This window comes from Gemmata sp. SH-PL17 (assembly GCF_001610855.1).
Lineage (GTDB): Bacteria > Planctomycetota > Planctomycetia > Gemmatales > Gemmataceae > Gemmata > Gemmata massiliana.
The window spans coordinates 8,189,360-8,213,809 of sequence record NZ_CP011271.1 but is presented as its reverse complement, the minus strand read 5'-3'; the positions used below and the strand labels follow the sequence as shown (position 1 = coordinate 8,213,809).

Below are 24,450 nucleotides of genomic sequence, written 5' to 3'. Positions count from 1 at the left end.
CTTCCAAATTCGGACGGGGGCGCCAGTTACAGCAGCACCACTTCCATGAGTGTACCGCGATCGACGCGGGCTTCGCCGGCGGGCAGCACGAGCAGCGCGTCGGCCGGTTGCAAGCCGGCCAGGTCCGGCGCACCGGAATTCGGCAGCGGCCGCACGCTCCAGCCCGTTTCGCCCGGCACCAACTGCGCCGGTTTGTACGTCGGGCGGTCGTTGCTCTCGGCCAGCCCCTCCGTCACCGGTAGACGGATTTTGCGCGGACCAGGGGCTTCGTGTCCACCCAGGATTCGGAGCGCGGGTCGCACGAAGAGTTCAAACCCCACGAACGAACTCACCGGATTGCCGGGCAATCCGAACACCAACACGCCGGTTTCGGTGGTGCCGAACAGCAGTGGTTTGCCCGGTTTCATTCGTACTTGTTGCACGTGAAAGGAGACTCCGAGTTCCTTGAGCACGTTGGGAACGAGGTCAAAATCGCCAACCGACACTCCCCCTGCGATCAGCAACACGTGAGATTCGGCGAGTCCCTTTGCGATGAGCGCTTTTGTGACGGCGCGATCGTCCTTCGCGATACCGAGATACTGCGGAAACCCTCCGCCGCGAATGGTTTGGGCCGTGAGCATCGGCCCGTTCGAGTTGCGAATCTGGCCGGCGCTCGGCTTCTCGCTTGCTTCGACCAGTTCGTCGCCGGTAGCGATGATGCCGACACGCGGCCGCGGAAACACAGAGACTGTGGTTTGTCCGACGTTCGCCAGTACGCCCAACGCGGCCGGGTTAATCACCGTACCGACGGTCATAACCGGTTCGCCGGCCCGCATCTCCGTGCCGCGTGCGTACACGTACTGGCGCGGCTTCACGTCCGGATCAGTAACGCGAACGCGACCGCCTTCCAGTGTTTGGGTGTCCTCCTGCATTACGATCGCGTCCGCGCCGTCGGGGATCGGCGCTCCCGTGAAGATGCGGCTCGCTTCGCCGGCCCCAACCGATTTCGCGGGCATCTTCCCGGCGGGTACTTCTTCGATCACCCGCAGTTCCGTGTTCGGCGAAGCGCAATCCGCAGCCCGTACCGCGAATCCGTCGCGTAGCGACTTCGAGAACGGCGGCGAATCCGTGTCTGTAACGACATCGGCCGCGAGCACCTGCCCGAGTACGTCGGCCGCGAGTGTGGTCACTTCGGACTTCAGCGGCTTCACGTGCTCCAGCACAATGGCCAGCGCGTCGGCAACTTCGCGCATCGGAACCTCCCGGGTGGATTCGGATGGTATACCGATACCGGAGAATTGAGCGATTTCGATTGCAGAAGCCATCTTAACGCAGCAAAGTGCGGACGTTCCACGCCCCCCACTGGGAGCATTCGTGACCGAAGAGAAATGACTGATAGGGGTTGTGAGGTGTCGAGAAAGGAAGGCTCGCCCGCAGATAAGTTCATCCGCGGGCGGTTAAACGATGTACCTGAGCTTACATCGCCCCAGGCTGCATTGTTGGTCCCGATGCCAGATCGTGTCCGTGTTGATGCAGGATCGACCACGCGCGGTCGCGTGCGTTACCCGAGTTCACTGCCAAGACGAACGGCCCGTCGCCGGGTGCGGGAGCGGGAGCATCTACGCCGCGTCGGTGCATGCTCATTCCGATCCATCCGCCGACGAAGCTGATGAACAGCGCCCCGAACACGGCACAGGTGATTTCCAGGTAGAATAAATCACTCGGGCCGGTCGGTGGGGACATCAGTCGGGCCAGTCCGGGCGCGATTGCGACACCGAGCGCCGCCCCGATGATTCCCCCCAAGGTCGCCCCGGCGAACGAGTGGTCACGTTCCATCAGGTCCGTGGTGTGACCGTTCGCGAGCCGCCCTGTGTAACCGATTTGCTTGTCCCGGAACCCGGCGAGGCGCAACTGGAGCAGAGCCTCGTCCGCATCGTCTTGGTTGTCGAAGGCCGCAATCACGTCCGCGGTCGGCGACTTGTTATCATGCGCCCACATGACGTACCCTCGTTTGTACTCGGCTTGGGCTACTCGAAAACGCTGCAATTGGTGCGCCGAGAACGGTTCGCGGGGCGTCCCGAGTGTGTTTAATGTGACCGAGATCGATCTTTAAGGAGATGAATGCTAACGATTTACATCGATGCCGATGCGTGTCCGGTCAAGGACGAGGTGTACAAGGTCGCGCGACGCCACGCGATGAAAGTGCTCGTCGTTGCCAATAGTACGATGCGCGTGCCCGTTGAGCCGTTGGTCGAACTAGTCGTGCGCACGGGGTTCGGTGCGGCCGACGACTGGATCGCGGGCGAAATCGGTCCGTGTGACATCTGCATCACGGCCGACGTTCCGCTGGCCGCGCGCTGCGTCGCGAGCGGGGCCGTGGCTCTCGATCCGAAGGGCCGGTTACTCGACGCTAACAGCATCGGTGAAGCGGTCGCCACGCGCGACCTGATGGAAGAACTGCGGGCTATGGGACAAGCGGCCGGCGGACCGGCACCGATGACCCCAAAGGACCGCTCCCGGTTCCTGGCGAAACTCGATGAAGCGGTCAACGCCGCGCGCCGGGCCGCGTCGAGGTAACGCGGTGCCGCGCGTCGAGCAAACGGGTGCTCGGTGGCTTTAACGGGTCGTTTGGGACGAGCCGCTCCCTTGCCAGTAGTTTCAAGGGATTTGGCCGTGCCGCATGGGAGCTCCTAAGTTCAAGGTTCTCAGGCACTTGAACGGGACGCTCCCATGCGGCACGGTTACTCTACGATCACCCCGGCAGCGGTCCACGCGGTGACGCGCCGGACCTTGGAACGGGCCCTCGGTTGGACCGACTACAAGGGGTCCGCCACCGGCCCCCAGTTACTCGACCTGGTGCTGCGGGTCGCGCGCACCACGCGCCCCCTGTTCGCGGTGGTCACCCGGTACTTCGGGTTCTCACACGAGACCGCACGACAGGCCGTTCGTGCCAACCGGGGCTCCGGGGACCAACGCACGGCCCGGTTGGTCGATGCCCTTCACCCGGTGGCGGGGTTCACGCGCCGGGACCGGAAACGCCGGTGGACCGTCGCCATCGACCTGCATTACGTGCCCTTTTATGGGGACCGCACCACCCCGGGAATCCTCGGCGGACCCAAGAAGGCCGGAACCGCGTTCTCCCACGCCTACGCCACGTGTGCTCGGATCCACACGCGCCGACGGTCGGGTTGTTGGCGCTCCGCAAGGGCGCCGAGCCGCACGATCCGGTGCGGCCCTTCTGGACCACGTGGCCTCGCGCGGGCGAACCGTCGGTGGAGTGGTTCCGGGCGCCGGGTTCGATCGTGAGGAGCCCCTGTTACTGTTACAGGAACGGAACCGGAGCTACGCGGTCCCGATGCGCAAGAAGGCAAGGGTACGAACCGGCGCAACGCGCGCGACACGCACCCGTCGGGCACGATCGCCACGATGGAATGGGTGACCGAGAAGAGCCGCAAGGCGGTGCCCACACGGGTGCTGGTGTGGGCACCGCACGGGTGAATCGCACGCGCGGGTGTATGCGTTCTCGGGTCGGGGCGACCCGGGGGCGGTGTCCGAGGCGACGCGCGCGCGGCTGGGACGGCGCCGGTACCGGGAGCGGTTCGGGATCGAAACGAGCTACCGGCAGAAGGACCAGGCCCGAGCACCGGTTGCTGTTGGAAGGGTGGCGCTGCTGTTGCCCCAGGTGTGGGTGTGCTTGGCACTCCGGATCGCCCGCGCCTGGAACCGGAACCCGAATGCGTGGGCGCGCGAACTCCCGTTGGTCGAGGTGCTCGACTGGCTCACACAACGCATCCGCTCACGGTACCCACGCACGCGGTGTATCACCCTGACCAACTATGCACTTACAAACGCGGCAATGCCTTGAAACTACTGGCAAGGGAGCGGCCCGTTCGATCGCAACGGGGAACTGAAACGGGCCTAACGCAACGAGTCGCGCCCACCAGGAGCGCGGCTCGTTGCGTTAGACCCGATGATCCTGACGTGACTCAATCGCCAGCACTACTGCTTCTTCGGTTCCGGCTGAGCGACCGCGGGGCTGGTGGACTTCGCGCTCTCGATGTGCTTGATCGCTCGTTCGACCAACTTCACGAGTTCCTCGTTGGTCCGCCGCTCGTGCTCCTTGACCTTCAGCATCTCCTCGGCGACGCGGCGCTCCTGGTCCTTCAGTTTGAGCAGCCCTTCGGCGGCTTTCCGCTCCTGGTCCTTCAGCGTGTCGATGACCTTCCCCGTGTCCGCCGCGAGCTTCTTCAGGTCCGGGATCGCGGGCTTCGCCCCGGCGCCCATCGCGGCGATCGTGTTGATCGCCGTAATGGTGAGTTGGAGCGGCTGATCCTTGTCACCGAGCAAGCGCACCACCGCGTTCAGTTTCTTCGCGCCCGATTCGCCCATGAAACTGAGCGCCTGGAGCGCCTGGGCCTTGACACCCACTTCGGCCCCACTCAAGTGGCGGGCGAAGGCCTCCATGTTGTCATCGTTGATTTCCCGGGGATCGAACCGCATCAGGACGAGGCGCGCCCAGATCTCGACCTGCCGGTCCTTCTCCAGCCCCGGGGTCTTCGTCTTGGGCTCGCCGACCCGGTGCTTCATGTACGAGATGATGACCGCGGCCGATTTCGCGTTGATGGGCGGGTCCACTTTCGAGTCCGCTTTCTTCACTCCGTCCCAGGGCGGGCCGAGGAGCATGAGCGACTGGAGCGCCTCCATGCGCACGGGGGCGCTCACGTCTTTCGCGAGCACGTCGGCCAGGGCGGTGAGGGCCTTCATGTTCGGGCCGGTCGTCTCGCTGAACGCGACCCGGCCGAGCGCGCCCGCGATGGCCCGGCGCGTCTCGTAGGAGGCGTCCGTCATCGCGACCCCGGTGAGCTTCACGATCGTTTCGTAAGCCCGTGGGCCGAACATTGTGATCGTTTGGACCGCCTGGTAGCGCGAGGCGCCGCCGTTCACCCCCGTGTCCACCACGTCGGCCAGGATGCGGAGGGCCTCTTTGTTGTCGGCCTCCGCGTCGAACGCGATCGCCCCGACAGCGCCGTACACGGCGAACCGCACGGTGGGGTCGCGCTCGGCGGTCATGCGCCGCAGGAGGAGCTTGCTCACGTCACCCTTCTGGGCGGGCGGGCCGAAGCTCGACAGCGTGCGCGCCGCGAACTCGCGGGTGGCCGGGTCCGGGTCTTCCATGTCCTTCATCACGGTCTTGAGGTCCTTACCGTTGATGTCGGTGGGCCACCGCGTTTCCAGCTTGGCCGGTTCCTTTTTCTCCGGCTCCTTTTGGTCCGGTTCCTTTTTCGGCTGGGCGGCGCCCGGAGCGGGCGGTTGCGCGCTTACGAGGGTCGCGACGAACACCGCGAGCAGAAGTGCGCAGGTGCCGCGGAGCGCAGCGACCCGGCCCCCACGACCGGGAGGGGTAACGGACGGCGAGGCGGGTTGCATATCGATACCTCGGTGACTCTTCCCCGATACTGACTAACGTTAAGCATACCCGCTGCGTTGGCGCCGCGGCAACGTCATGTGACCGGTCCATTTCGGTAGCCCGGGGCACGGGGAGGCCGCTAACATATCAACCATTCGCGCCGCCCCGAGGACCGGAAATGCCCATCGAGTTCGTTTGCCCCACGTGTAACGGCACGCTCCGCGTGGAGGACGATTTCGCGGGCCGCGTGATCCGGTGCGGATCGTGCCAGACCATGTTGCGGGTACCGAACGAGCCGAACGCACCTGATCCCCTTACTCAATCGGTTGTTCCGGTCGCACCGCCCGACGCACCAGCGCCAAGCGCGAGCGAGAACACGACCGATCCGAACCAATCTCTATTCCGCGACGCAGACCCGTATCACTCCCCGGACCGGCACCCGGACTTTGAACTGAGCCCCCGGCGCCGGAACCGCGACCGGGACGATTCTTACGACCGCGCGCGCGACCGAGACCGCGATCGCGATGACGAGCGCCCGCGGCGCCGGCGCCGACCACCGGCCCCACCGCCGGGCCGCGGGATGTTCTTTTGGCTGGTGGTGTGCGGCGGGCTGTTGGTGCTCCTCACGTTCGGGTGTTGCGGCGGGCTGTACCTGCTGCTCCCCGGCGCCAAGTGGCAGAAGCACGAGTCCGCGAAGGGGGGCTTCAAAGTCGACCTGCCGGCCGCTCCGCGCAACGATTTGCCGAAACTAGCGGGGAAGGAGCGCGACCCCAGCGTGCAAATGGAGGGCACGATCCTGATCAGCCGGGCCGAAGAGTTCGCGGTCGTTTACGGCGACACCCCGCCCGCCGGGCAGCGATTCGGCACCGACCAGCAACAGATCGACGAAGCCGTGAAGGGGATGCAAACCACCGGCGACGTGCGCGCGGTGCTCAGCCAGAAGGACATGACCGTGGGCGGGTTCCCGGCGCGCGAGGTCGAGTTCAGCGCCAAGAGCGGCGGGTGGTACGTGTCCCGGATCGTCGTCGCCGACGGGCGCGTGTACGTGCTCATCGCGGGCGGCCGGTTCGCCCGGCCCGGCAACGAGAACGCGCGGCGGTTCCTCGACTCGTTCGAGATAACCGACCCGCGCCTGAAGGCCGCCGGGCAAAAGCGCGCGGAAGGCGAGAAGCGCACTGAAAAACAGGCCCGGCTCCAAAAGGAACGGGACGAGCGCGAGCAGACCGAGCGCGCCCGAGCCGCAGAAGAAGAGGCCCGTGCGGAAGTGGAACGGCGGAAAGAACAGGAGCGCTTAGCAGCAGAGAAGCGCGCGGCCGAAGAAATCCGCCGGCGCAAGGCCGAGGCGAAAGCGGCGCGGTTCCAGGCCGCACGTCCCGGCCCGGTACCACCCGACCCCAGCGAGCTACCCGGTTTGCTGCTCCACCTCCCGTGCGAGGCACTCGAAGACAAGGCTACACCAATGCTCCCGAAAGGCGCGGCTACGGTGCCGATCGGGACAATACTCGGACCCGGGGTCCGCGGAAACGCCGTGTACCTGCCCGCGCGCCCGGGGGGCATTTCACCCGCGCGCGAAATCGTCCCGCCCGAGTTGCTCGCGAGCGACAAAACGGTCACCGTCGCCGGGTGGATCAAGGTGCGGGACACGGCGTGTGAACTCGTCACCGTGCGCACAGCGAACGGGGGGGGCGGTGGGGTATCGCAATTTAGCGCGGGGGTAACAGACACCCAGGCCCGCGCCTTCGATCGCGTTCTGGCCAACGTCTATCCGTCGGGGCGGATCGGCCCTCAAAAGATCGCGCCGCTGATTGCAGATTGGGCACCGGACGAATTGTGGCACCACCTCGCCGTGACGCGACGAGCCAACGGAGAGCGAGTGACGATCACCCTGTACCTGGATGGAACACCGGTCGCGTCGTACCCGTTCGGGACCGCACGCGGGGAACGGGATGAGCAACGGGTGCTAGTTTTCGGCCACTCAGTTCCGGTACGGGCGCTCGTGGGGGAACCCGATCCGTTCGTTCAAAACAACCTGAAAGATGGCGCCTACGACGTGCCCGATCCCGACCTGCCGATCTCGGCCCTTGACGGCGTGTGCGCGTTCGGGCGCGCGCTGACGGATTCGGAGATCCGGTACCTCGCGGGCACCGGTACGCGCCCGCCCGCGGGAACCAGACCCGTTCGACTCGTCCCGGAAGCCACCATCGATGCGAACAACGGCGTCGCGTTCGACCCGGCTCGTGAAACGATGTGGGTTGTGACCGCGGCCAACGGGTACTGGCGCTCCGTCGAGGTGCGACTAGGGGCCGTCGAGAAGCAATCGTACATCCGGTCGTACTCGTACCCGAGCTTCCAGTCGGGGGAGCGCTACTCGCTCCCGGCACAGCGTGCCCGCGTCGAGCGCCCCGTGCGGGGCGGCTCTCCACTTCTGGACCCTAAAAGCAACCGCTTGTATCTGCCGATCGACTACACCCCTATCGGCGGCTCCCCCCTGCAGTACAAAACCGATTCCACCGGGTTCCTCTACGCATTCGATCTCGGTGCGCTGCCGGAACCCGGCGGAGCAAGTTTGCGCCCCGTGGCGCAAATGAAACCGACCCGCCCGGGTGCCACCGTACAGGCCTACGACGCCGCGCTCGCACCCGACGGGAAAGGCCTGTACTATCTCGACTCGCGCGGCCCGTCCCAACTCGAACCGCCCCCGACGGGAATCGGCCGGCCCCTACCGGGCGTGTGGGTGTGCCAGGTCGGAGCCGAACTGGACTCGGCCCCGCGCGGAGTACTGGCACCCACCGTCTCGTCGTGGATGGGGCCACTCTGGGTGTCGCCCGACGGCAAAACGCTGCGAACGGTCACCTCCAGTCGCGGCGCGAACGTGCCCCAAGAGCAGGTCGGGGTGCTGGAAGTGGACGTGGCAACCTGGAAGTCAAAAGTGCTCCCGCTGCCGATCGCCAACTGGCGCGCCCCCCAACCGGCCGCGTGGCACCCGGACGGCCGCCTGTTCGTTTCCGGTGGGCCGTTGGGGATCTGGGAATTTGACCTCGCCACGAACACCAAACGCTACCGACCGGCGCCGGTCGGCGCCACATCGCACATGCGCGTGTCGGCCGACGGGCGATACCTCGTGGTGTCCGATTCCGAGGAGCCGGCGAACGTGGCGGAACGAATTCGGAACCGCGTCGCGCTACTCGACGCGGCGCGGGAACCGGCTCAGTTGGGGGAACTCGCGTCCCTTGAAGAAGCGCCGGACTTGCGGATTGGTGGCCCGTGTTGGCCCAGTCCGGACGGGCGGTTCATCGTGTTCCGATCGGGCGCCGTGCTCCGGGTCGACGACGGGCGCCCGCCACTCCCGAAGCCGGCCCCGCGCCTCCCGATGGCCCCAGCGCCGCGCGAGCGGAAAGCCAATACACCACCGATCGACGAGTGACGGATCGGAACCGCTCGCCCGCAGTCCCAGAAACAACTACTCTTTGGCCGCGATGAGGCCCGCGAGGAACCCGACGGCGTCGTTGCGGGCTTTCGCGGCTTCGGCCATTGCGGTGAAGTCGCCCGTGCGCCGGGCGAGTTCGTTCACGCCGGGGCAGATCAAGTTGCGCTCGTCTTCCGCGAGCAGGAACCGCCGCGCGGCCGCCAGCGCTTCGCCCGGACGGTTTGCACGCAGGAGCAAATTCACGTACACCTGCGCCGCGTAGGTCGCGCCCTCGGCGGCTTCGCGCGCGGCCTTCGCCTCGAACCGCGCCAGCCCCTCTTCAACCTGCTCACCAGCAAGCACGTTCAGGTAGGCCAAGTAGTCGTCGTAGTTCTCTTCAAAGGGTGCGTCGTTGTTGCCCTGGAGATTCGGCGCGAGTTTGCGCCCGTAAACGCACAGGTCGCGGGCATAATTCAGCGCGGGGCCGGCGGGGAGATAAGTGCTCATCTGCACTACACTCGACAGGTGCGACGTGTCGATGTGGTACGCATCGTCTGCGAACAATTCCGGGTGCGAGTTCACGATCTGTGTAATACCCGCGCCGGCCGCCGCGGGGGTGTCGCGCCCGGCGAGATCACCCTTCAGGCGCTCGGTGAGCTGCTCGTGAAGCGCGGTCGCGAGTCGGCCGACGCAGTATTCACGCAACTCCGGGTTCGACGCGAGGTCCGAACCGCCGACCATCGTGATGGCCGAACAGATGCCGTGCCGGTCCAGCACGAGGTCGAAGCCCTTTTGGGGCAGCACGCCGTTCTGCCACGCGATCTCAATGACCGGGTACACGTCGTCGTCGGGACCGGGCGTGTACGCTTCAAGCGCCGCTCGCACCGGTTCGGGTTCGCCGAGCATCCGGTAGAAGGCCCACGCCTTCGCGTACTCCTTGCGCGCGAGGAGCAGTTCACCGACGTGCCGCCCGGCAGTGCGGATCGCTTCTTCGTAGGGCTCGTGCGTGTGAACCGGCAGTTCGTTCGCCGGCCCCGTGGGAAAGGGCGAGACACCGAGTTCGATCCGCTTCTTCATGAGGAGCGCATAGAACAGGCCCTGAAAGTCTTCGGCCCGGCGCAGTTCGGCAACAAGCTCGTCCACCGCGGCGGTCGGCCCGCGCTCCGCGAGAGCGCCCTTCAATCGGTCGAACGCGGCGTCGCTGATCGCGGGCGCCTGCGGTTCAGCGGGATCGTACATCGGCGGTGCTCCGGCGAATGCTCTGAGGGTGGGATGTCCTCAGTGTAGCACCGCCGCGCGCGAGCGTCGCGGGCCGGATGGGTGGGGCATTTGGAGAACGGTGCAACTTCGTGCGCGGTTCTGGAGTATCATCTCAGGACCATTTATGGGAGCGTCGTTATGGGAATGCCGGCCGCGCGCCTCACGGATATGCACACGTGCCCGATGGTCACGGGCATCATCCCCCACGTCGGCGGCCCGATTGCGGGACCGGGAGCACCCACGGTTCTTATCGCCTCGCTGCCGGCCGCGCACGTCGGCGACATGGCCGTGTGCGTCGGCCCGCCGGACAGCCTGGTAAAAGGGTCCGCCACAGTGATGATCGGCGGCACCCCGGCCGTGCGCCTCGGCGACAGTACCGCGCACGGGGGCGTGGTGGTGTTGGGGTGCCCGACCGTGTTGATCGGGGGATAGACGAGCCGGCCGGTGGATTTCGTTGTGGCGTCTACTCGGTATGTGGCTCCAACAAATGCGGACGTGGTAGTGCGGGAGGCGTGGAGATAGGGTTGGATGTTTGGTTCCCGACGGCCGCGGGGCACCGATGGTCACACCTCTCGACCTGCTCTACGTGGCCCTATTCGCGGTCGCCGTGCCGTTGTACGACTACGTCATTTCCTGGCCCGCGTACCGCCGCCAGTTGCGAGTTGACCCGGTTCGGGCGAAGACGCGGTTCTGGGCGCTGTCGATCGGTTGGTTATGGGTGCTGGTCGCAATCGGGTTCGTACTCTGGCTGTCCAACGACCGATCCTGGACGTCGCTCGGGTTCTCGGTGCCCAACGGCTGGCGGTTGTGGGTGTCCGTCGCCCTGATCCTGCTGCTGTTGGCTTATGCCGCCCAGACGATCGTGACAGTCGCACGCAACTCTGCGGCCAGAGCGAGCGTGCGTGAACAGATCGGAGAACTCACCACCGACATCATGCCGCGGACGCGGGCGGAACTGTACTGGTTCGGCGGTGTGGCGCTGACCGCAGGGTTCTGCGAAGAGTTCCTGTTTCGCGGGTACTTCATTTGGGCCTTCGCGCCGTGGATCGGCTGGTGGGGCGCCGCTGCGGTGTCCGTTCTGGTATTCGCGGTGCTGCACGCTTATCAGGGGTGGAGCGGCGTCCTGCGTGTCGGAATCCTCGGTGTGTTCTTCGCGCTAGTCGTGGCGATTTTCGACTCCCTTTGGCCGGCGATTGCGCTGCACGTCCTTGTAGACCTCCACGGCGGGATTCTCGCGTGGCTGGCGCTGCGCGAGGAGCCGACAGGCGGCAACGAGATGGTGGCCGCAAAGCAACCCGAACCGCAATCGGGGTCGGACAGCCCGTGAGAGAGACCAGGGTCTGATGTCTCTCACGCGCGGTTCGCCAAGCGCCTTGGCGAACCGCGCGTGTTAACGAGCGGGTGTCTGTGACAAAATCCACCGGCCGGCTCACACCGGCCGTTCGCCCGGTCACTCCACGGTGACCACGAACTGCGACTTGGTGTCCACGTCCACGGTCACCTTCGTCACCTGCTTGCCTTCAGCGACGCGGGTGAGCACCTCTGCCGAGATCATCGTGAGCACGGTGCCGGTAATGATGTGGTCCGCGTTGCGGGCGCCGCTATCCACGTCCTTGCAGCGCGCCGCGATCGTGTCCACCACCGCCGGCGTGCAGTTGAACGCGGCCTTGTAGTTCGTTTTGAGGCGGTCCCCGATCTGCTTCAGCTTCAGTTCGATGATCTTCTTCAGCACCGAATCGCCGAGCGGGTAGTACGGCACGACCGTCATGCGACCGAGCAGCGCCGGCTTGAACGCCTTCAAGAGATCGGGCTTCAGCATCTCGGCGAGACCTTCGGGCGAAGGCGCGGTATCGGGGTCGGCGCACGCCTTCATGATCGTGTCGGTACCGGCGTTGGACGTGAGCAGGATGATGGTGTTCTTGAAGTTCACGTCCTCGCCGTCGTCGTTCTGGAGCACGCCCTTGTCGAACACCTGGTAGAAGATCTCCTGCACGCTCTCGTGGGCCTTCTCCACTTCGTCGAGGAGCACCACGCTGTACGGCCGGTTCTTGACCGCGTTCGTGAGGACGCCGCCCTCGCCGTAACCGACGTAACCCTTGGACGTACCGACCAGGCGCGAGACCTTGTGCGACTCCTTGTACTCGCTCATGTTCACGATGACCATGTTCCGGTCGCCGCCGTAGAGCAGGTCGGCGAGGGCCATCGCCGTTTCGGTTTTGCCGACGCCGCTCGGCCCGGCGAGCAGGAACACCCCCTGCGGGCGCCGCGGGTCCGCGAGGTCCGCGCGGGCGGTGCGAATGCGCTGCGCGATCGCTTCGAGCGCGTGCTTCTGACCGACGACACGTTCTTCGAGCTTGTCCGCCAGTTTGAGAACGGTCTGCACCGCGTCGAGGACCATTTTGCCCATCGGGATGCCGGTCAGCCCGGAGACGACTTGGGCCACCGCGCCGCCGTGAACCACGGGGTACACAAGCGGGTTTTCGCCCTGCACCTTCGTGAGAGTCGAGTTGAGTTCGGCGAGGGCGAGCTTTTCTGCTTCGGGCGCATCGGCCCCGGTCTTCTCGATCGCTGCGCGCTTGTCGCGGATCTGCGTAACGAGTTCCTTTTCCTTTTTGAGTTGTTCTTCGAGCGCGGCCTTTCGGCTCTCGGCTACTTCCTTGCGGCTCGTGAGGTCCGCGACGCGCTCCGGGTTCCCGGTCGATACGCGGCCCTCGCGTTCGAGGAAGTCGATTTCCGTCTTGAGGTGCTGAAGTTCGCGGTTGGTGTCATCGAGTGCGGGCGGAGTTGCGGACTGGCTCAGCGCGACGCGGGCGCACACCGTATCGATGAGGCTCACCGCCTTATCGGGGAGCTGGCGGTCCGGCATGTACCGCGTCGAGAGCCGCACGGCGTCGACGATAGCCTCATCGAGAATGCGGACCTTGTGGTGTTTTTCGAGCATCGGCACCAGCCCGCGGAGCATCCGGATCGCCTTCTGCTCGTCGGGCTCATCCACCTTCACCTGTTGGAACCGGCGCTTGAGCGCGGCGTCCGTCTCGAAATACTTCTTGTACTCGGCGAACGTGGTGGCCGCGATGGTGCGCAGCTCGCCGCGTGCGAGGGCCGGCTTGAGCAGGTTGGCCGCGTCGTTCTGCCCGGCCTGCCCGCCGGCACCGATGAGCGTGTGGGCCTCGTCAATGAACAGGATGATCGGCATCGGTGAGCGCTTCACCTCGTCGATGACCGACTTCAGCCGGTTCTCGAACTCGCCTTTGACCCCGGCCCCGGCTTGAAGCAAGCCAAGATCGAGCGTGTGGAGTTGTACGTTGCGAAGCGGCTCGGGCACGTCGTCCGCCGCGATCCGCTGGGCCAGGCCCTCAACGACGGCCGTCTTACCGACACCGGCCTCACCCGTAAGGATCGGGTTGTTTTGCCGGCGCCGCGTGAGAATGTCGATCACTTGCCGGATCTCAGAGTCGCGCCCGATCACCGGGTCCATGCCGGCCTTGGCCTTCGCGGTGAGGTTCACAGTGAACTGATCGAGCGCGGGTGTTTTCCCCCCCGCACGCGGCGCTCCTCCTCCACTAGTCATCCCCCCACCGGTTGCCGCGGCGACCGCCGTCGCGCTGGCTTCCTGGGCGGCTTCTTCACTCTGCATGCCGGGCAGCAAATCGCGAATATCGGAAGCGAGCTTCTCCTTCGAGATGCGCCCAAATTCCGCCGACGCGCGCTTCAGTTGCTCGCCCATGTTGTCGTCGGCGAGCATTGCGTACAGCAGGTGGGCCGAGCGGACCAGCGGGGCGCCGAGTTCGAGCGAGCCGAACACCCAGGCTTCGCGGACGGCGTTGAGGATGTTGGTGGACAACCCCGGCGCGCTGGTGTTGCCCGTTTTGAGCCGGTTCAGGGCCGCGTCGAGATCGCGTTTCACCTTGTTGGCGTCGATCGCGTACTGGCGGAGCAGGAACCCCACGTCGTTGTTCGGGTTCGCCAGGAGCGCGGCGAGCCAGTGCTCCAGTTCGACGTAGAAGTGCGTGCGCGTCATGCACAGGCGAATGGCCTCGTCCACGAGCGTGGTGCGGCACGTCGGGTCCAGTTTCTCGATCAGCGCGCGGGGGGAAACGGCCATCAGCGGCTCCGGATTACGGGTGAAGTACGATGGTTACGGAACGGACGGGCCGAATCTTTCTGGCGCGGAGCAACGAATGACTCGGCGGCGGAGTATAGACGTCGATTTGTTGGGATCGCCGGTCCGTTCCGCCCGTTCAAATATGAAGACCGGAATTATTCGGTCGCCGGTTGTTTTCGGAACGATGGGTGTTCGCGGTGCGCCGCCCCTTTCTGTTCCGCGGTCGGTCAGTTAAGCTAACCCTGCTTACCGCACCGTGAGCAGCCGCTAAACTTTCGCCCCCGGAGCGTAGGGATGGGTGCCGACTCCGCCGACACCACGCGCGTGACGCTTCTCCACCGGCTGAACCAGGATCCGGCCGACCAGATCTCCTGGGGCGAGTTCTTCCGGCTCTACAGCCCGGCGATCCGGAGCTGGCTCATGCACTGGGGGCTACAGGAGGCGGACGCTCAGGACGTGTCTCAAAACGTACTGATGCGGCTCACACAAAAGCTGCCGCAATTCAAATACGACGCGACCCGGAGCTTCCGCGGGTGGCTGAAGACGCTCACGCATCACGCCTGGCACGACTTCGTGACCGAGGCCGGGTACCGCACCCGCGGGAGTGGTGACACCAGCATTTTTAATCAGCTCCAGTCGATCGAGGCGCGCGAAGACCTCGCGGCCCGGGTCGAAGCGACCTTCGACAAGGAACTGCTCGAAATGGCCCTCCTGCGTGCGCGGGAGCGGGTCGCGGAAGGCACCTGGATGGCGTTCAAGCTCGCCGCGCTCGACGGCGTGCCCCCGCAGACCGTCGCGGACCAGCTCGGGGTCCGCGTGTCACACGTGTACCTCGCCAAGCACCGTGTTCAGAAGCTCGTTCAGGAAGAGATCAAAGCGATCGAAAGCCCGGGCGCGAGCAGCGCAAGCTAACCGGTGGTGGTTGATGAGTGCGGACCGGGGCGGCCAAACCCGCTCCGGTCGTTACTTGGCGCCCGGCACTCGTCACGCACCATTTTGGGTGTTCCATGTCCGATTGCCCCGATGACACCGATCTGGCCGGGTTCCTGAACGACTCGCTCGGGGCCGACCGGCTCGCGCTCGTGTCCGGACACGTGGACGGGTGCCCGGAGTGCCAGGGCCGGCTCGACCGGCTGACCGAACAGGCGAGCGGGGCCGTGGCCCGGTACAAGGAACTGTCCTCCGGGGTGCTCCCGGACGCGCGCTCGGGTGGCGTCGCCTCCACACCAGAAGACGCCACGCTGATCGTGGGCGGGAAGCCGGCCGCGCCGGTGTTCGTCGGGCTGCCGCGGGTGCCCGGCTTCGAGGTGCTCCGGGAGATCGGGCGCGGTGGGATGGGGATCGTGTACAAGGCGCGGCACCGGCGCCTGAACCGGCTCGTCGCGCTCAAGATGATCCTGGCCGGTGCCTCGGCCGACTCGCGCGTCGTTCAGCGGTTCCTGTTCGAGGGCGAAGTGCTCGCCCGCGCCCAGCACCCGCAAGTCGTTCAGGTGTTCGAGGTGGACACCTACGACGGGCCGAACCACGTCCCGGTTCCCTATCTCGCGATGGAACTGCTGGAGGGCGGGTCACTCAGCCGCAAGCTTCGCGCGACCAACGACGGCACGGCCCCGCGCCTCACCCCGCGCGAAGCGGCCGAACTCCTGGAAGGAATCACACGGGCCGTCCACGCCGCGCACCTCCAGGGCATCATCCACCGCGACCTCAAACCGGGCAATATCCTCTTCGCGAGCGCGGATTTCGGTACCCCGAACCCGGACCTGAAGCCGGGCAGCGGGGACAAAAAGACGGTCGCCGCGTCCGGGGCGTCGCGCACCACACTGCGCACCCCGAACCTCGCGCTCCCCAAAGTCACCGACTTCGGGCTCGCGAAGTTCACCCAGGAGTCCGGCGCGGACCTCACGCAGACCGGACAGATCGTTGGCACTCCGCACTACATGGCGCCGGAACAGGCGGCCGGGGACCGGCGCATCGGTCCCGCGGTGGACGTGTACGCGCTGGGTGCGATCCTGTTCGAGTGCCTCGCCGGGCGGCCCCCGTTCATCGGTACCGAGCCGTTGAGCGTGATGATGAAGGTGGTGAACGAGCAACCGCCGGACGTGCGCTCGTTCCGCCCGGAAGTGCCACGCGACCTCGCCGCGGTCACGATGAAATGTCTGGCGAAAGACCCGGCCCGGCGCTACGTCAGCGCCGAAGCCCTCGCCGACGACCTGCGCCGGTTCCTCGACGACCGCCCCACCAAGGCGCGCCCGGTCACCAACTTCGAGCGCCTCTGGCTCTCCATCAAGCGGAACCCGTCCGTCGCGGGGCTGCTGACCCTACTCGCGATCGTGCTGTGTACTGCGTTCGTCACGTTCGGTTCGATGTGGGCACGCGCGGAAGAAAAGGCCCGGCGGGAAGAGAGTCTGAAACAGTTAGCTGAGGGCTCGACCATTCGCGCCAAGGACGCGATGACGGAGACTCAGAAGCGGGAAGCGCAACTCGTCTTCCGCCGGGCCGTGAACTGGTGCGAAGAGGGGCGCCTGGACGAGGGGTTGGAACTGTTCGTGCGGGCCGCGGAACTGGCCGTGGAACTCGGCGACGAGAACTTGGAGCGCGTCGTCCGGATCAACCTCGCCGCCTGGGAGCGCGACCTCCCGCTCCCGCGGAGCCGGTTCCTGCACACCGAGCAACCGCGTCTGGCCGCGTTCCACCCCGACGGCAAGCACATCGTAACCGCCGGGCGGTCGCGCGAACTGTACCTCTGGGACATTGCTTCGCGGAAACGGGTACGAACCTACAAACCCACACTCCAACTCAGGCGAACGGCCCTCGGCTTCGCGCCCAAGCTCCTCACGTATTGGACCGTGGCCATCAGCCCCGACGGGCGGACGATCGCGGCCGGCGGAACGGATGCGTCCCTTACACTGTGGGAAACGAATCTGGACCGCCAGACCGAGGAAGTGGCCCCGATCGGCACGTTCGACGCGGACGACGCGGACGTGCGCAAGATCCAGGGCAACGACCTGAGCCTGTGGACGATGGCGTTTTCGACCGACCGGGTGCTCTGGACCAGCGACGCGGCGAACGGGGTGAGGCGCTGGGACATCACGAATCCCCGCGCTCCAGTGACCAAGCGGTTCATCCCCAAGTCCGGAGCGAACGGGGCAACGCTGCAAATCATGGTCGCGTCGCCCGACGGTCAGAAGTTGTACACGGGGGACCGCGCCGGGTGGGTGCGCGAATGGGACGGAACCACGGGCGCAGAACTGGGCCGGTGGCCCACCAAGGGGTGGATCACCGATATCGCCCTGTCCCCGGACGGTCGGCGCGTGGCCGTGACCGGCCCGAACGGGTTCGTGCGCGTTCTCGACCTCGGGACCGGTAAAGAGGTTCTCGAACTCAGTCTCGCGGGGGCCTACGGCAACGGGGTCGCGTTCACGCAGAAGCAACCGTTCCTGGTCGCGTCCGACGGAGACGGGAACGTGCGGTTCTGGCACCGCGACACCGGCCAGCCGATCGGCATCCCGCTCCGGTTCCACGGCGAGGTCATGCGGATGCGGTTCCGCCCGGGCACGGACGAGTTCGCGGTCCCCGCGGGCAACTCCGTTTACCTGTGTACCGCGCCGGACCCGCCGTGCGACCTGATCTCCGCGGGCCGCGGGGTGCGGATCCGCGGGCTGGACTTTTCACCCACCGGGGACCGGCTCGCGGTGGCCGACGACCGGACGTTCGACCTGTTCGACCCGCGCACCCGCAAGCGCGTTCCGATCGCGCTCGACCTCTACAACGACGCGCTCACGGTCCGGTTCGATGCGAGTGCCGAGCGCGCGCGCGTCTTCCAGGGAACGCGCGACGGGCTCGACTGGTTCGCGGTCCCCAACGGGAAGAAGGTCGAACCCGTCCCGTCGCTCGGTTTGGGCCGGGTCCACCGACTGGAGCCCCTGCGCGACGGCACGGCGCTCTTCGTCATGGGTTCGACGCTCGTCGCGCGGTACGATGCGGCCACGCTCAAAGCGTCCAAGTCCCGGCCACCGACCCAAGCGCTCCCGGCGGGGGTGGAACTGAGCGCGATCGCCGCTCGGCCGGACGGCAGAGAAGTATTCGTCGCGTTCGGGGACAGTGCCGCCGTCCTGGAGGGCGACGCGCTGACGCCGCTCCGCGAGTGGGCCATCGGCGACGAGGTACTCGACGCCCGTTACACCCCGACCGGAGACAAGATCCTGCTCGCCATGCGCTCGAACGCGGCCGAACTGCGCGACGCACAAACCGGTGCCCGGGTGGGGCCGCAAATGCCACACGAGCGAGCGGTCACAGGGGTCGCGATCAGCCCGAACGGGGCGCTCCTGGTGACCGCCAGCCGCGACGGGACCGCCCGGTTCTGGGACGCGGCCACCAACTTGCCGCTCGGCACGCCGTTGCGCCACGCGGGACCGGTCACGCACGTCGCGTTCGCCCCCGACGGCGGACACATCGCCACCGGCACCGGGACCGGTCACGTGACGCTCTGGGACATTCCTCCCAAGCCGCGGAAGGGCACGCTGGAAGAACTGCGCGAGACGTTCGGCAAGAAAGAACACAGGGAAAAGGCGCCCGCGCAATGAGGGTGCTCCGTCGTCGTTATGGGCGAACGAGCCGCGACCGCGAGGGCGCGGGAGACACGCGGTTCCCGAGATTCGTACCTAACACACGGGGTGTCTCGGCCCGCTCCCTTGCGGTCGCGGCTCGTCGTGAGCCAGAGACCGCGCGGAAGTCCGCCAGGGGTTGCGCTAGCGCTTCACCCCTGGCTACTCGCCTACATCCCTACCGGGCTTAAAAGTACGTTGTTGTTTGATCCGTGTGATCTGCGTTATCCGCGACTCTTCCTTCTGCTTCTCACCCGCTGGGCATCTCCGCTCTCTCGCGGGCGCGACTCGTCAAAGCCAAAAAACAGACGGGGCGAGCCTGATGGCTCGCCCCGTCTGTTTCAATGCCTCTGCGTAGCGTTATTTCTTCTTCGCGATCGCCTTTTGTACGGCGCTGCCCAGATCGGCGGGCGTGGGGGCGACCTCGATGCCGGCCTTCTCCAGTGCCGCGATCTTGTCGGCCGCGCTGCCGCTGCCGCCGGAGATGATCGCGCCCGCGTGGCCCATGCGCCGGCCCGGGGGAGCCGTCTGGCCCGCGATGAACGCCGCCACCGGCTTCTTCACGTGTTTCGCCACGAACTCGGCCGCGGCCTCTTCCGCGGTCCCGCCGATCTCACCGATCATCAGGATCGCGGACGTCTGCGGGTCGTTCTCGAACATCTCCAGTAGTTCGATCTGGTTCGTGCCGATCACCGGATCGCCGCCGATCCCGACGCAGGTGCTCTGCGGCAGCCCCAGGGCGGTGAGCTGGAACACGGCCTCATAGGTGAGCGTCCCGGACCGGCTGATGACGCCGATGCCCTTTTCGCCCGCGCCGCAGGGCTTGTGGATGTGCCCCGGCATGATGCCGATCTTGCACTGGCCCGGGGTGATTACGCCGGGGCAGTTCGGCCCGACGAGCCGCACGCCGGGCTTCGTCTGCAGGTAGCGCTTCGCGCGGGCCATGTCCAGAACGGGAATGCCTTCGGTAATGGCAACGATGAGCGTGACGCCCGCGTCCGCGGCCTCCATGATCGCGTCGGCCGCGCCGCCGGGCGGGACGAAGATCATGCTCGCGGTCGCGCCGGTCGCCTTCACCGCCTCGGCCACGGTGTTGAACACCGGGAGCGATTTTTCCGACTTCTCGCCCTTCCACGTCGTGCCGCCCTTCTTGGGCGTGACCCCGCCGACGAACTGCGACCCGTACAGCAGGCACTGGTCGGTGTGGAAGCTCCCGGCCGAGCCGGTGATGCCCTGGCAGATGACGCGGGTGGACTTGTCGACGAGGATGCTCATAGCGGGGGTCCGGATTTTTGTTGCGCGCGGATCAGGTCCGCCAGGTGCGCGGTGAGTCGGTTATTCGATTGATACAAGTGACTGCGGTGTCCGGCGAGCGCGAGGTAACCGCCGAGCGTGACGAGCAGCACCGGGCCGAGCCACGCCCACGGCGGGATTTCAACTTCGGGGCGCAGCGCGAGTTTTACCCCGCCGAACAGCCCCGCGGCGACCACGAACAGGCCGAACACGATTTCCAGTTTCGCCCAGAGCGGGTTGAAGCGCTTCAGGCCGAGGTCGCGGTGCAGGCGATCGAGTGAGTCGTCGGGCGCCATTCGTCCCCCGAAAGCACCGACCGGGTGAACAACACCGTGGTGCGGTACCCGTAGCGGAATCGGCCCCTGCTACGGGAAGGCCGCGGATTACTTTCGCGCTTCGGACACTTCGCTCACGAGCCACTCGCCCGGGGTCGTCCCCTTCACGAGCTTCACGACGATCGTCTTCTTCCCGGAGGGCTTGGTGAGTTCCGCGCTGAACGTCAGGTCGGCGATCTTCGAGACGCTGAATTCTTTGGTTCCGCCGCCGAACTCGGTGGCTTTGACCGTCAGTTTGCCGGTACTGTAGTCGTACCCCTGTTTGGTATCTCCCTCGAACGGGGAGGCCCATGAGGTCCGGAGCGCGGGGACCATCGCGTGCGCGAGGGCCGGGGCGCGGTTCTTCGGCTCCATCCCGTTCGAGTCGGCCAGGAGCTCGACGAACGACGTCGCGGCGAATTCCTGGAGCGCGGCGTCCGCGGGGCCGACCGCGATGCGCCCCTTGAACTCCGCCGACGTGATGGCCAGCGCGTCCACCTTCCACGCGCCGGCGTCCTTAATCAGCCGCAGCGAGTACCCGCCACCGGTAGGCGGCAGTTGGCGCCCGTTGACCTGACCGCGCCAGATCACCACGTCCCCGGCCTGCTGCCGGTCCAGGGCCAGCGAGAAGGTGTACCCTTCGCCGATGTACTTGAGCCACCGGGCCGCGGCGTCGGGGCTCACACCGTTCTTGATGTCGTCCGGCAGTTCGAGCGGCTTGCCCACGTCCTTGAGGAGCGCCGGCGAGAGAGCGTCCGCTTTCGCGGTCCCCTGGCCCAAGTCCTTCAGGAACGTCTCCGCCACCTTTTCGGCAGCCGGCTCGACCGGGCCGAGCATGTTCTGCGGCCCGGTGCTGGGCGCAGAGCCTTTTTTGGGGTCCGCGTCCGGTCCCTTCTTCGGGTCCGCGTCCGGTCCCTTCTTCGGGTCTTCTTTCTTGTCTTCCTTCTTCTCAGCTTGGGGTGTGGACCCGCCGCACCCGGGCAGCGCGGCCAGCCCCAGCAGCACCGCGAGGAGCGCGGCCGCCGCGCGACGCGACGTCAGGGGGACAATCATCTTCGGGTTCCTCTCCGGAAGAAGCGGGTAAGTCACTTGCTCAGCTCGACGATCAGCTTCGCGGCGCCCGTCAGGTCGGCGGCGGTCTTCAGGGTGGGGAGGTCGGCGGCCGCGGCGGAGAGAATGGCCCGCGCCTTTTCGACCTCGTTGCCCTCGAGCCGCACGACGACCGGCACCTTGAACCCGACCTCCTTGCCGGCCTTCACGAGCGCGTCGGCGATGGTCGCGCAGCTCGCGATCCCGCCGAACACGTTCACCAGAATGCCCTTCACCTTCGGATCGGAGAGGATGATGCGGAACGCCTCGACCGCCCCGGCCGCGGTCACGCTCCCGCCCACGTCCAGGAAGTTCGCCGGGCCGACGCCGTGGGCCTTCCCGTGGTAGTTAATGATGTCCATCGTGGCCATCGCCAGGCCCGCGCCGTTCACCAGGCACGCGATGGTCCCGTCCAACTGAATGAAGTTCAGGTTCGCCTTGCCCGCCCGCAGTTCGGCCGGGTTCTCCTCGCTCTCGTCGCGCAGAGCGGCGACGTCCTTGTGGCGGAACAGAGCGTTGTCATCGAAATCGAACTTCGCGTCGAGCACCACGACGTCGCCGGACTTCGTGACCGCGAGCGGGTTCACCTCGGCGAGGGTCGCGTCCTTCTCCAGGTAGACCTTCGAGAGCGCGAGCATGATCTTCTCGGCCTTCGCGACCTGATCGCCGGTGAACCCGAGTTCGTAGGCGAGGCGCCGGGCCTGAAACGGGAGCAGCCCGGTTTCCGGACTGAACGGCACCTTGATGATCTTCTCGGGCGTGTCGTGTGCGACCTTCTCGATGTCCATGCCGCCGGCCGCGGACGCCATGAGTACCGGCAGCCCGATCCCGCGGTCGAACACGACGGCGACGTAGAACTCCTTGTCCGGTTCCGCGTCGGCCTGGACGATGAGCGTGCGGATCGGTTGCCCCTGCGGGCCGGTCTGGAGCGTCTTCAGCGGGTGTTTGAGCATCGTCTCGGCGATCGTCCGCGCCTTTTCTTTGCTGTTACAGAACTTGACCCCGCCGAGCTTGTCCGCGAACCCGACGAGCTGTCCGGCCCCGCGTCCGCCGGCGTGGATCTGGGCCTTCACCATGACCCCGCCGCCGTTACTGAGCTGGTCGAACGCGGCGGCGGCCTCGTCGGGCGTCTTGCAGACGATGTGCTTGGGCACGTTCGCGCCCGCGGCGGCGAGCAGTTCTTTGGCCTGGTACTCGTGAACCTTCATCGTGCGGCTCCGGCTGTGAACGAGGGAGTTGTGCCGTTATAGCGGTAGTTGTTGATCGCTGAAAGAGGGGCGAGGATAATGCTACCAACCCGCGTTGGCGCACGGGCGCCCGCAGGTCGTTTTCTCGTACAGCGCGCCGGGCCGCTCCGCTTCTCCCCGTGGTCGCCCTTTGCGAACGCCGCCCCCCGGGTACACCAGACCTCATGCTCCCACTGCCACAACTGCTCGCCGAACTCGTGCGGCTCCCGTCCATCAACTCGATGGGGCGCACGGACCTCGATCCGGCACTCGTGTACGAATCGCGCGTGACCGATTTCCTGGAAGCTCAGCTTCGTGCACTCGGAGGCGAGTTCTACCGCCAGCGCGTCGCCGACGGGCGCGAGAACCTCGTCGCCACGTACACCCCGCCCGGACCGGCGCCGGGCCACGTCCTGTTTGAAGCGCACCAGGACACGGTGCCCGTCGACGGAATGATCGTCGAACCGTTCGGCGCGAAAGTCGAGGGCGGGAAGCTGTACGGGCGCGGGTCGTGTGACGTGAAGGGCGGCGGGGCGGTCATGCTCGCCGCATTCACGCGGCTCATCCGGGAAAAGCCGGCCAACTCCGCGAAAGTGACGCTCGCGTTCACCGTGGACGAGGAGCACGGGGGCGCGGGGATTCAGGAGCTGATGGCGTCCGGGTTCCGCGCGGACTGTGCCATCGTCGCCGAACCGACGCTGCTCAACATCGTGAACGCCCACAAAGGCGTCGCGCGGTGGGTACTCGAAACGACCGGGCGCGCGTGTCACTCGTCGCGGCCCGAACAGGGCATCAACGCGGTGTACCGCATGGCCCGGCTCCTGCAAGGCATCGAGGAATACGCGCGCACGTTACAAAGCGCGCCCCCGGACCCGGTTCTGGGGCCGCGCACAATGTCCGTGGGGCGCGTGACCGGTGGGGTGTCGCCGAACACCGTGCCGGACTTCTGTCGCGCGGACCTGGACCGGCGCTTGCTGCCCGGCGAGACCTACGAGAGCGCGACCGCGGAACTCGAGACTGTTTTGAAGGCGCTGCCCGGTGTGGATTTCCCGTTCACCCTCACGCGCAGTTCGGCCGGGTGCCTCCCCCTCAGCCCCGCACTCTCGGTGGACCTCGTGAAGCGCTTCGGCGCGACCATCGATTCCGTTACCGGGAGCCACACGGTTCACCCGGTTCCGTTCGGCACCGACGCCGCGACCGTTGCCGCCGCGGGCGTGCCGGTGATCGTGTTCGGCCCGGGCGACATCGCACAGGCGCACACCAAGGACGAGTGGATCGACCTCGCACAGTTGGAGCCCGCGGCCGAGATCCTGTTCCGATTCGCCTGCGGAAAATGAGCACGAACCACGCTCAAAGGTACGGGCACCCGTGACAACGCGCCGAGTGTGACTTACACTAGTTCACGACGACCACCATTACTCGTACCACGTCGGGCTGATTCGTGACCTCCTGTAGCCGGCCCTTTGTGGGGCCGAGGCGCCCAACTAAGGGTGCCCGCCCCCGGAGGCCCGCGACAGACATCACCCCGACCGGTACCACACAGGGGCTGCCATGAGCATCGTTCGGATGGGTATGTCGGAAGACAGTAAGTTCGGTGAAGGGTACGACGCGATTTTCGGTACGAAGAAGTCGGGCACCAAGAAGCCGGCCGCCAAAGCCGCGCCCGCCAAGAAGCCGGCCGCCAAAGCCGCGCCCGCCAAGAAGCCGGCCGCCAAGAAGAAGTAGTCCCCGAGCGGAAACGAGAGCGGCCCGGGACCGGTGGATTCG

19 protein-coding genes are annotated in these 24,450 nt (G+C 66.4%); 10 read left to right on the top strand and 9 right to left on the bottom strand.

Going from position 1 to position 24,450, the window contains the following annotated elements:
- Positions 1-26 precede the first annotated feature (26 nt).
- On the bottom strand, positions 27-1,232 hold the full coding sequence (glp, locus tag VT84_RS34185) for a gephyrin-like molybdotransferase Glp (protein ID WP_052550701.1): 1,206 nt from the start codon (positions 1,230-1,232) through the stop codon (positions 27-29).
- Between the two features lie 223 nt (positions 1,233-1,455).
- Entirely contained in the window at positions 1,456-1,977 is a 522-nt protein-coding gene (locus tag VT84_RS34180; RefSeq protein ID WP_052550703.1) for a hypothetical protein, read from the bottom strand.
- Positions 1,978-2,100: 123 nt separating this feature from the next.
- Between VT84_RS34180 and VT84_RS34175 the strand changes: the two genes are divergently transcribed.
- The 3 genes from VT84_RS34175 to VT84_RS41495 all read left to right on the top strand — a co-directional run bounded on the left by VT84_RS34175 (position 2,101) and on the right by VT84_RS41495 (position 3,844).
- On the top strand, positions 2,101-2,556 hold the full coding sequence (locus VT84_RS34175) for a YaiI/YqxD family protein (protein WP_052550705.1): 456 nt from the start codon (positions 2,101-2,103) through the stop codon (positions 2,554-2,556).
- Positions 2,557-2,709: 153 nt separating this feature from the next.
- On the top strand, positions 2,710-3,285 hold the full coding sequence (locus tag VT84_RS34170) for a hypothetical protein (RefSeq protein ID WP_239465556.1): 576 nt from the start codon (positions 2,710-2,712) through the stop codon (positions 3,283-3,285).
- 241 nt (positions 3,286-3,526) lie between these two features.
- Complete coding sequence (locus VT84_RS41495) at positions 3,527-3,844, top strand: hypothetical protein (RefSeq protein ID WP_239465555.1); 318 nt, start codon at positions 3,527-3,529, stop codon at positions 3,842-3,844.
- Between the two features lie 134 nt (positions 3,845-3,978).
- Here the strand turns inward: VT84_RS41495 and VT84_RS34160 are convergent, their stop codons facing one another.
- A complete protein-coding gene (locus VT84_RS34160; protein ID WP_082842697.1) occupies positions 3,979-5,406 on the bottom strand; it encodes a HEAT repeat domain-containing protein in 1,428 nt (475 codons plus the stop codon).
- A 158-nt stretch (positions 5,407-5,564) separates the two neighbouring features.
- Between VT84_RS34160 and VT84_RS34155 the strand changes: the two genes are divergently transcribed.
- Entirely contained in the window at positions 5,565-8,810 is a 3,246-nt protein-coding gene (locus tag VT84_RS34155) for a LamG-like jellyroll fold domain-containing protein (RefSeq protein ID WP_082842696.1), read from the top strand.
- A 36-nt stretch (positions 8,811-8,846) separates the two neighbouring features.
- Here the strand turns inward: VT84_RS34155 and VT84_RS34150 are convergent, their stop codons facing one another.
- Positions 8,847-10,031, bottom strand: coding sequence for a hypothetical protein (locus tag VT84_RS34150; RefSeq protein WP_082842695.1), 1,185 nt, complete (start codon positions 10,029-10,031; stop codon positions 8,847-8,849).
- Positions 10,032-10,190: 159 nt separating this feature from the next.
- Here VT84_RS34150 and VT84_RS34145 point away from each other — a divergent pair, with 159 nt between their 5' ends.
- Both VT84_RS34145 and VT84_RS34140 read left to right on the top strand, forming a co-directional pair.
- Entirely contained in the window at positions 10,191-10,484 is a 294-nt protein-coding gene (locus tag VT84_RS34145; protein WP_082842694.1) for a PAAR domain-containing protein, read from the top strand.
- A 127-nt stretch (positions 10,485-10,611) separates the two neighbouring features.
- Positions 10,612-11,379: a CPBP family intramembrane glutamic endopeptidase gene (locus VT84_RS34140; protein WP_157470154.1), complete on the top strand. Its 768-nt coding sequence runs from the start codon at positions 10,612-10,614 to the stop codon at positions 11,377-11,379.
- A 123-nt stretch (positions 11,380-11,502) separates the two neighbouring features.
- On the opposite strand, the gene tssH is transcribed toward VT84_RS34140, so the two are convergent.
- Positions 11,503-14,160 carry a type VI secretion system ATPase TssH gene (tssH, locus tag VT84_RS34135; RefSeq protein WP_204249838.1) on the bottom strand — a complete coding sequence of 886 codons (2,658 nt, stop codon included), beginning with the start codon at positions 14,158-14,160 and terminating at the stop codon, positions 11,503-11,505.
- Positions 14,161-14,451: 291 nt separating this feature from the next.
- Here tssH and VT84_RS34130 point away from each other — a divergent pair, with 291 nt between their 5' ends.
- Together VT84_RS34130 and VT84_RS34125 are read left to right on the top strand one after the other, a co-directional pair.
- Entirely contained in the window at positions 14,452-15,069 is a 618-nt protein-coding gene (locus VT84_RS34130; protein ID WP_082842691.1) for an RNA polymerase sigma factor, read from the top strand.
- A gap of 95 nt (positions 15,070-15,164) precedes the next feature.
- Positions 15,165-18,740 carry a serine/threonine-protein kinase gene (locus tag VT84_RS34125; RefSeq protein ID WP_082842690.1) on the top strand — a complete coding sequence of 1,192 codons (3,576 nt, stop codon included), beginning with the start codon at positions 15,165-15,167 and terminating at the stop codon, positions 18,738-18,740.
- Positions 18,741-19,121: 381 nt separating this feature from the next.
- Here the strand turns inward: VT84_RS34125 and sucD are convergent, their stop codons facing one another.
- From sucD to sucC, 4 genes are all read right to left on the bottom strand, one after another.
- Positions 19,122-20,036: a succinate--CoA ligase subunit alpha gene (gene sucD, locus VT84_RS34120; RefSeq protein ID WP_082842689.1), complete on the bottom strand. Its 915-nt coding sequence runs from the start codon at positions 20,034-20,036 to the stop codon at positions 19,122-19,124.
- Positions 20,033-20,350 (bottom strand): hypothetical protein, encoded by a 318-nt coding sequence (locus tag VT84_RS34115; protein WP_082842688.1) that lies wholly within the window; start codon positions 20,348-20,350, stop codon positions 20,033-20,035. Before VT84_RS34115 ends, sucD begins: the two co-directional genes overlap by 4 nt.
- An 87-nt stretch (positions 20,351-20,437) precedes the next feature.
- Complete coding sequence (locus VT84_RS34110; RefSeq protein ID WP_082842687.1) at positions 20,438-21,421, bottom strand: hypothetical protein; 984 nt, start codon at positions 21,419-21,421, stop codon at positions 20,438-20,440.
- Between the two features lie 32 nt (positions 21,422-21,453).
- Positions 21,454-22,665 (bottom strand): ADP-forming succinate--CoA ligase subunit beta, encoded by a 1,212-nt coding sequence (sucC, locus tag VT84_RS34105; RefSeq protein ID WP_082842686.1) that lies wholly within the window; start codon positions 22,663-22,665, stop codon positions 21,454-21,456.
- Between the two features lie 203 nt (positions 22,666-22,868).
- Here sucC and VT84_RS34100 point away from each other — a divergent pair, with 203 nt between their 5' ends.
- Both VT84_RS34100 and VT84_RS39230 read left to right on the top strand, forming a co-directional pair.
- Complete coding sequence (locus VT84_RS34100) at positions 22,869-24,020, top strand: M20 family metallopeptidase (protein WP_082842685.1); 1,152 nt, start codon at positions 22,869-22,871, stop codon at positions 24,018-24,020.
- A gap of 214 nt (positions 24,021-24,234) precedes the next feature.
- Positions 24,235-24,408: a hypothetical protein gene (locus VT84_RS39230; RefSeq protein ID WP_157470152.1), complete on the top strand. Its 174-nt coding sequence runs from the start codon at positions 24,235-24,237 to the stop codon at positions 24,406-24,408.
- Positions 24,409-24,450: the final 42 nt, after the last annotated feature.

Coding starts and splice junctions, on each gene's coding strand:
- glp (WP_052550701.1), bottom strand. CDS start 1,232: ATGCGCGAAGTTGCCGACGCGCTGGCCATTGTGCTGGAGCACGTGAAG.
- VT84_RS34180 (WP_052550703.1), bottom strand. CDS start 1,977: ATGTGGGCGCATGATAACAAGTCGCCGACCGCGGACGTGATTGCGGCC.
- VT84_RS34175 (WP_052550705.1), top strand. CDS start 2,101: ATGCTAACGATTTACATCGATGCCGATGCGTGTCCGGTCAAGGACGAG.
- VT84_RS34170 (WP_239465556.1), top strand. CDS start 2,710: ATGCGGCACGGTTACTCTACGATCACCCCGGCAGCGGTCCACGCGGTG.
- VT84_RS34160 (WP_082842697.1), bottom strand. CDS start 5,406: ATGCAACCCGCCTCGCCGTCCGTTACCCCTCCCGGTCGTGGGGGCCGG.
- VT84_RS34155 (WP_082842696.1), top strand. CDS start 5,565: ATGCCCATCGAGTTCGTTTGCCCCACGTGTAACGGCACGCTCCGCGTG.
- VT84_RS34150 (WP_082842695.1), bottom strand. CDS start 10,031: ATGTACGATCCCGCTGAACCGCAGGCGCCCGCGATCAGCGACGCCGCG.
- VT84_RS34145 (WP_082842694.1), top strand. CDS start 10,191: ATGGGAATGCCGGCCGCGCGCCTCACGGATATGCACACGTGCCCGATG.
- VT84_RS34140 (WP_157470154.1), top strand. CDS start 10,612: ATGGTCACACCTCTCGACCTGCTCTACGTGGCCCTATTCGCGGTCGCC.
- VT84_RS34130 (WP_082842691.1), top strand. CDS start 14,452: ATGGGTGCCGACTCCGCCGACACCACGCGCGTGACGCTTCTCCACCGG.
- VT84_RS34125 (WP_082842690.1), top strand. CDS start 15,165: ATGTCCGATTGCCCCGATGACACCGATCTGGCCGGGTTCCTGAACGAC.
- sucD (WP_082842689.1), bottom strand. CDS start 20,036: ATGAGCATCCTCGTCGACAAGTCCACCCGCGTCATCTGCCAGGGCATC.
- VT84_RS34115 (WP_082842688.1), bottom strand. CDS start 20,350: ATGGCGCCCGACGACTCACTCGATCGCCTGCACCGCGACCTCGGCCTG.
- VT84_RS34110 (WP_082842687.1), bottom strand. CDS start 21,421: ATGATTGTCCCCCTGACGTCGCGTCGCGCGGCGGCCGCGCTCCTCGCG.
- sucC (WP_082842686.1), bottom strand. CDS start 22,665: ATGAAGGTTCACGAGTACCAGGCCAAAGAACTGCTCGCCGCCGCGGGC.
- VT84_RS34100 (WP_082842685.1), top strand. CDS start 22,869: ATGCTCCCACTGCCACAACTGCTCGCCGAACTCGTGCGGCTCCCGTCC.
- VT84_RS39230 (WP_157470152.1), top strand. CDS start 24,235: ATGAGCATCGTTCGGATGGGTATGTCGGAAGACAGTAAGTTCGGTGAA.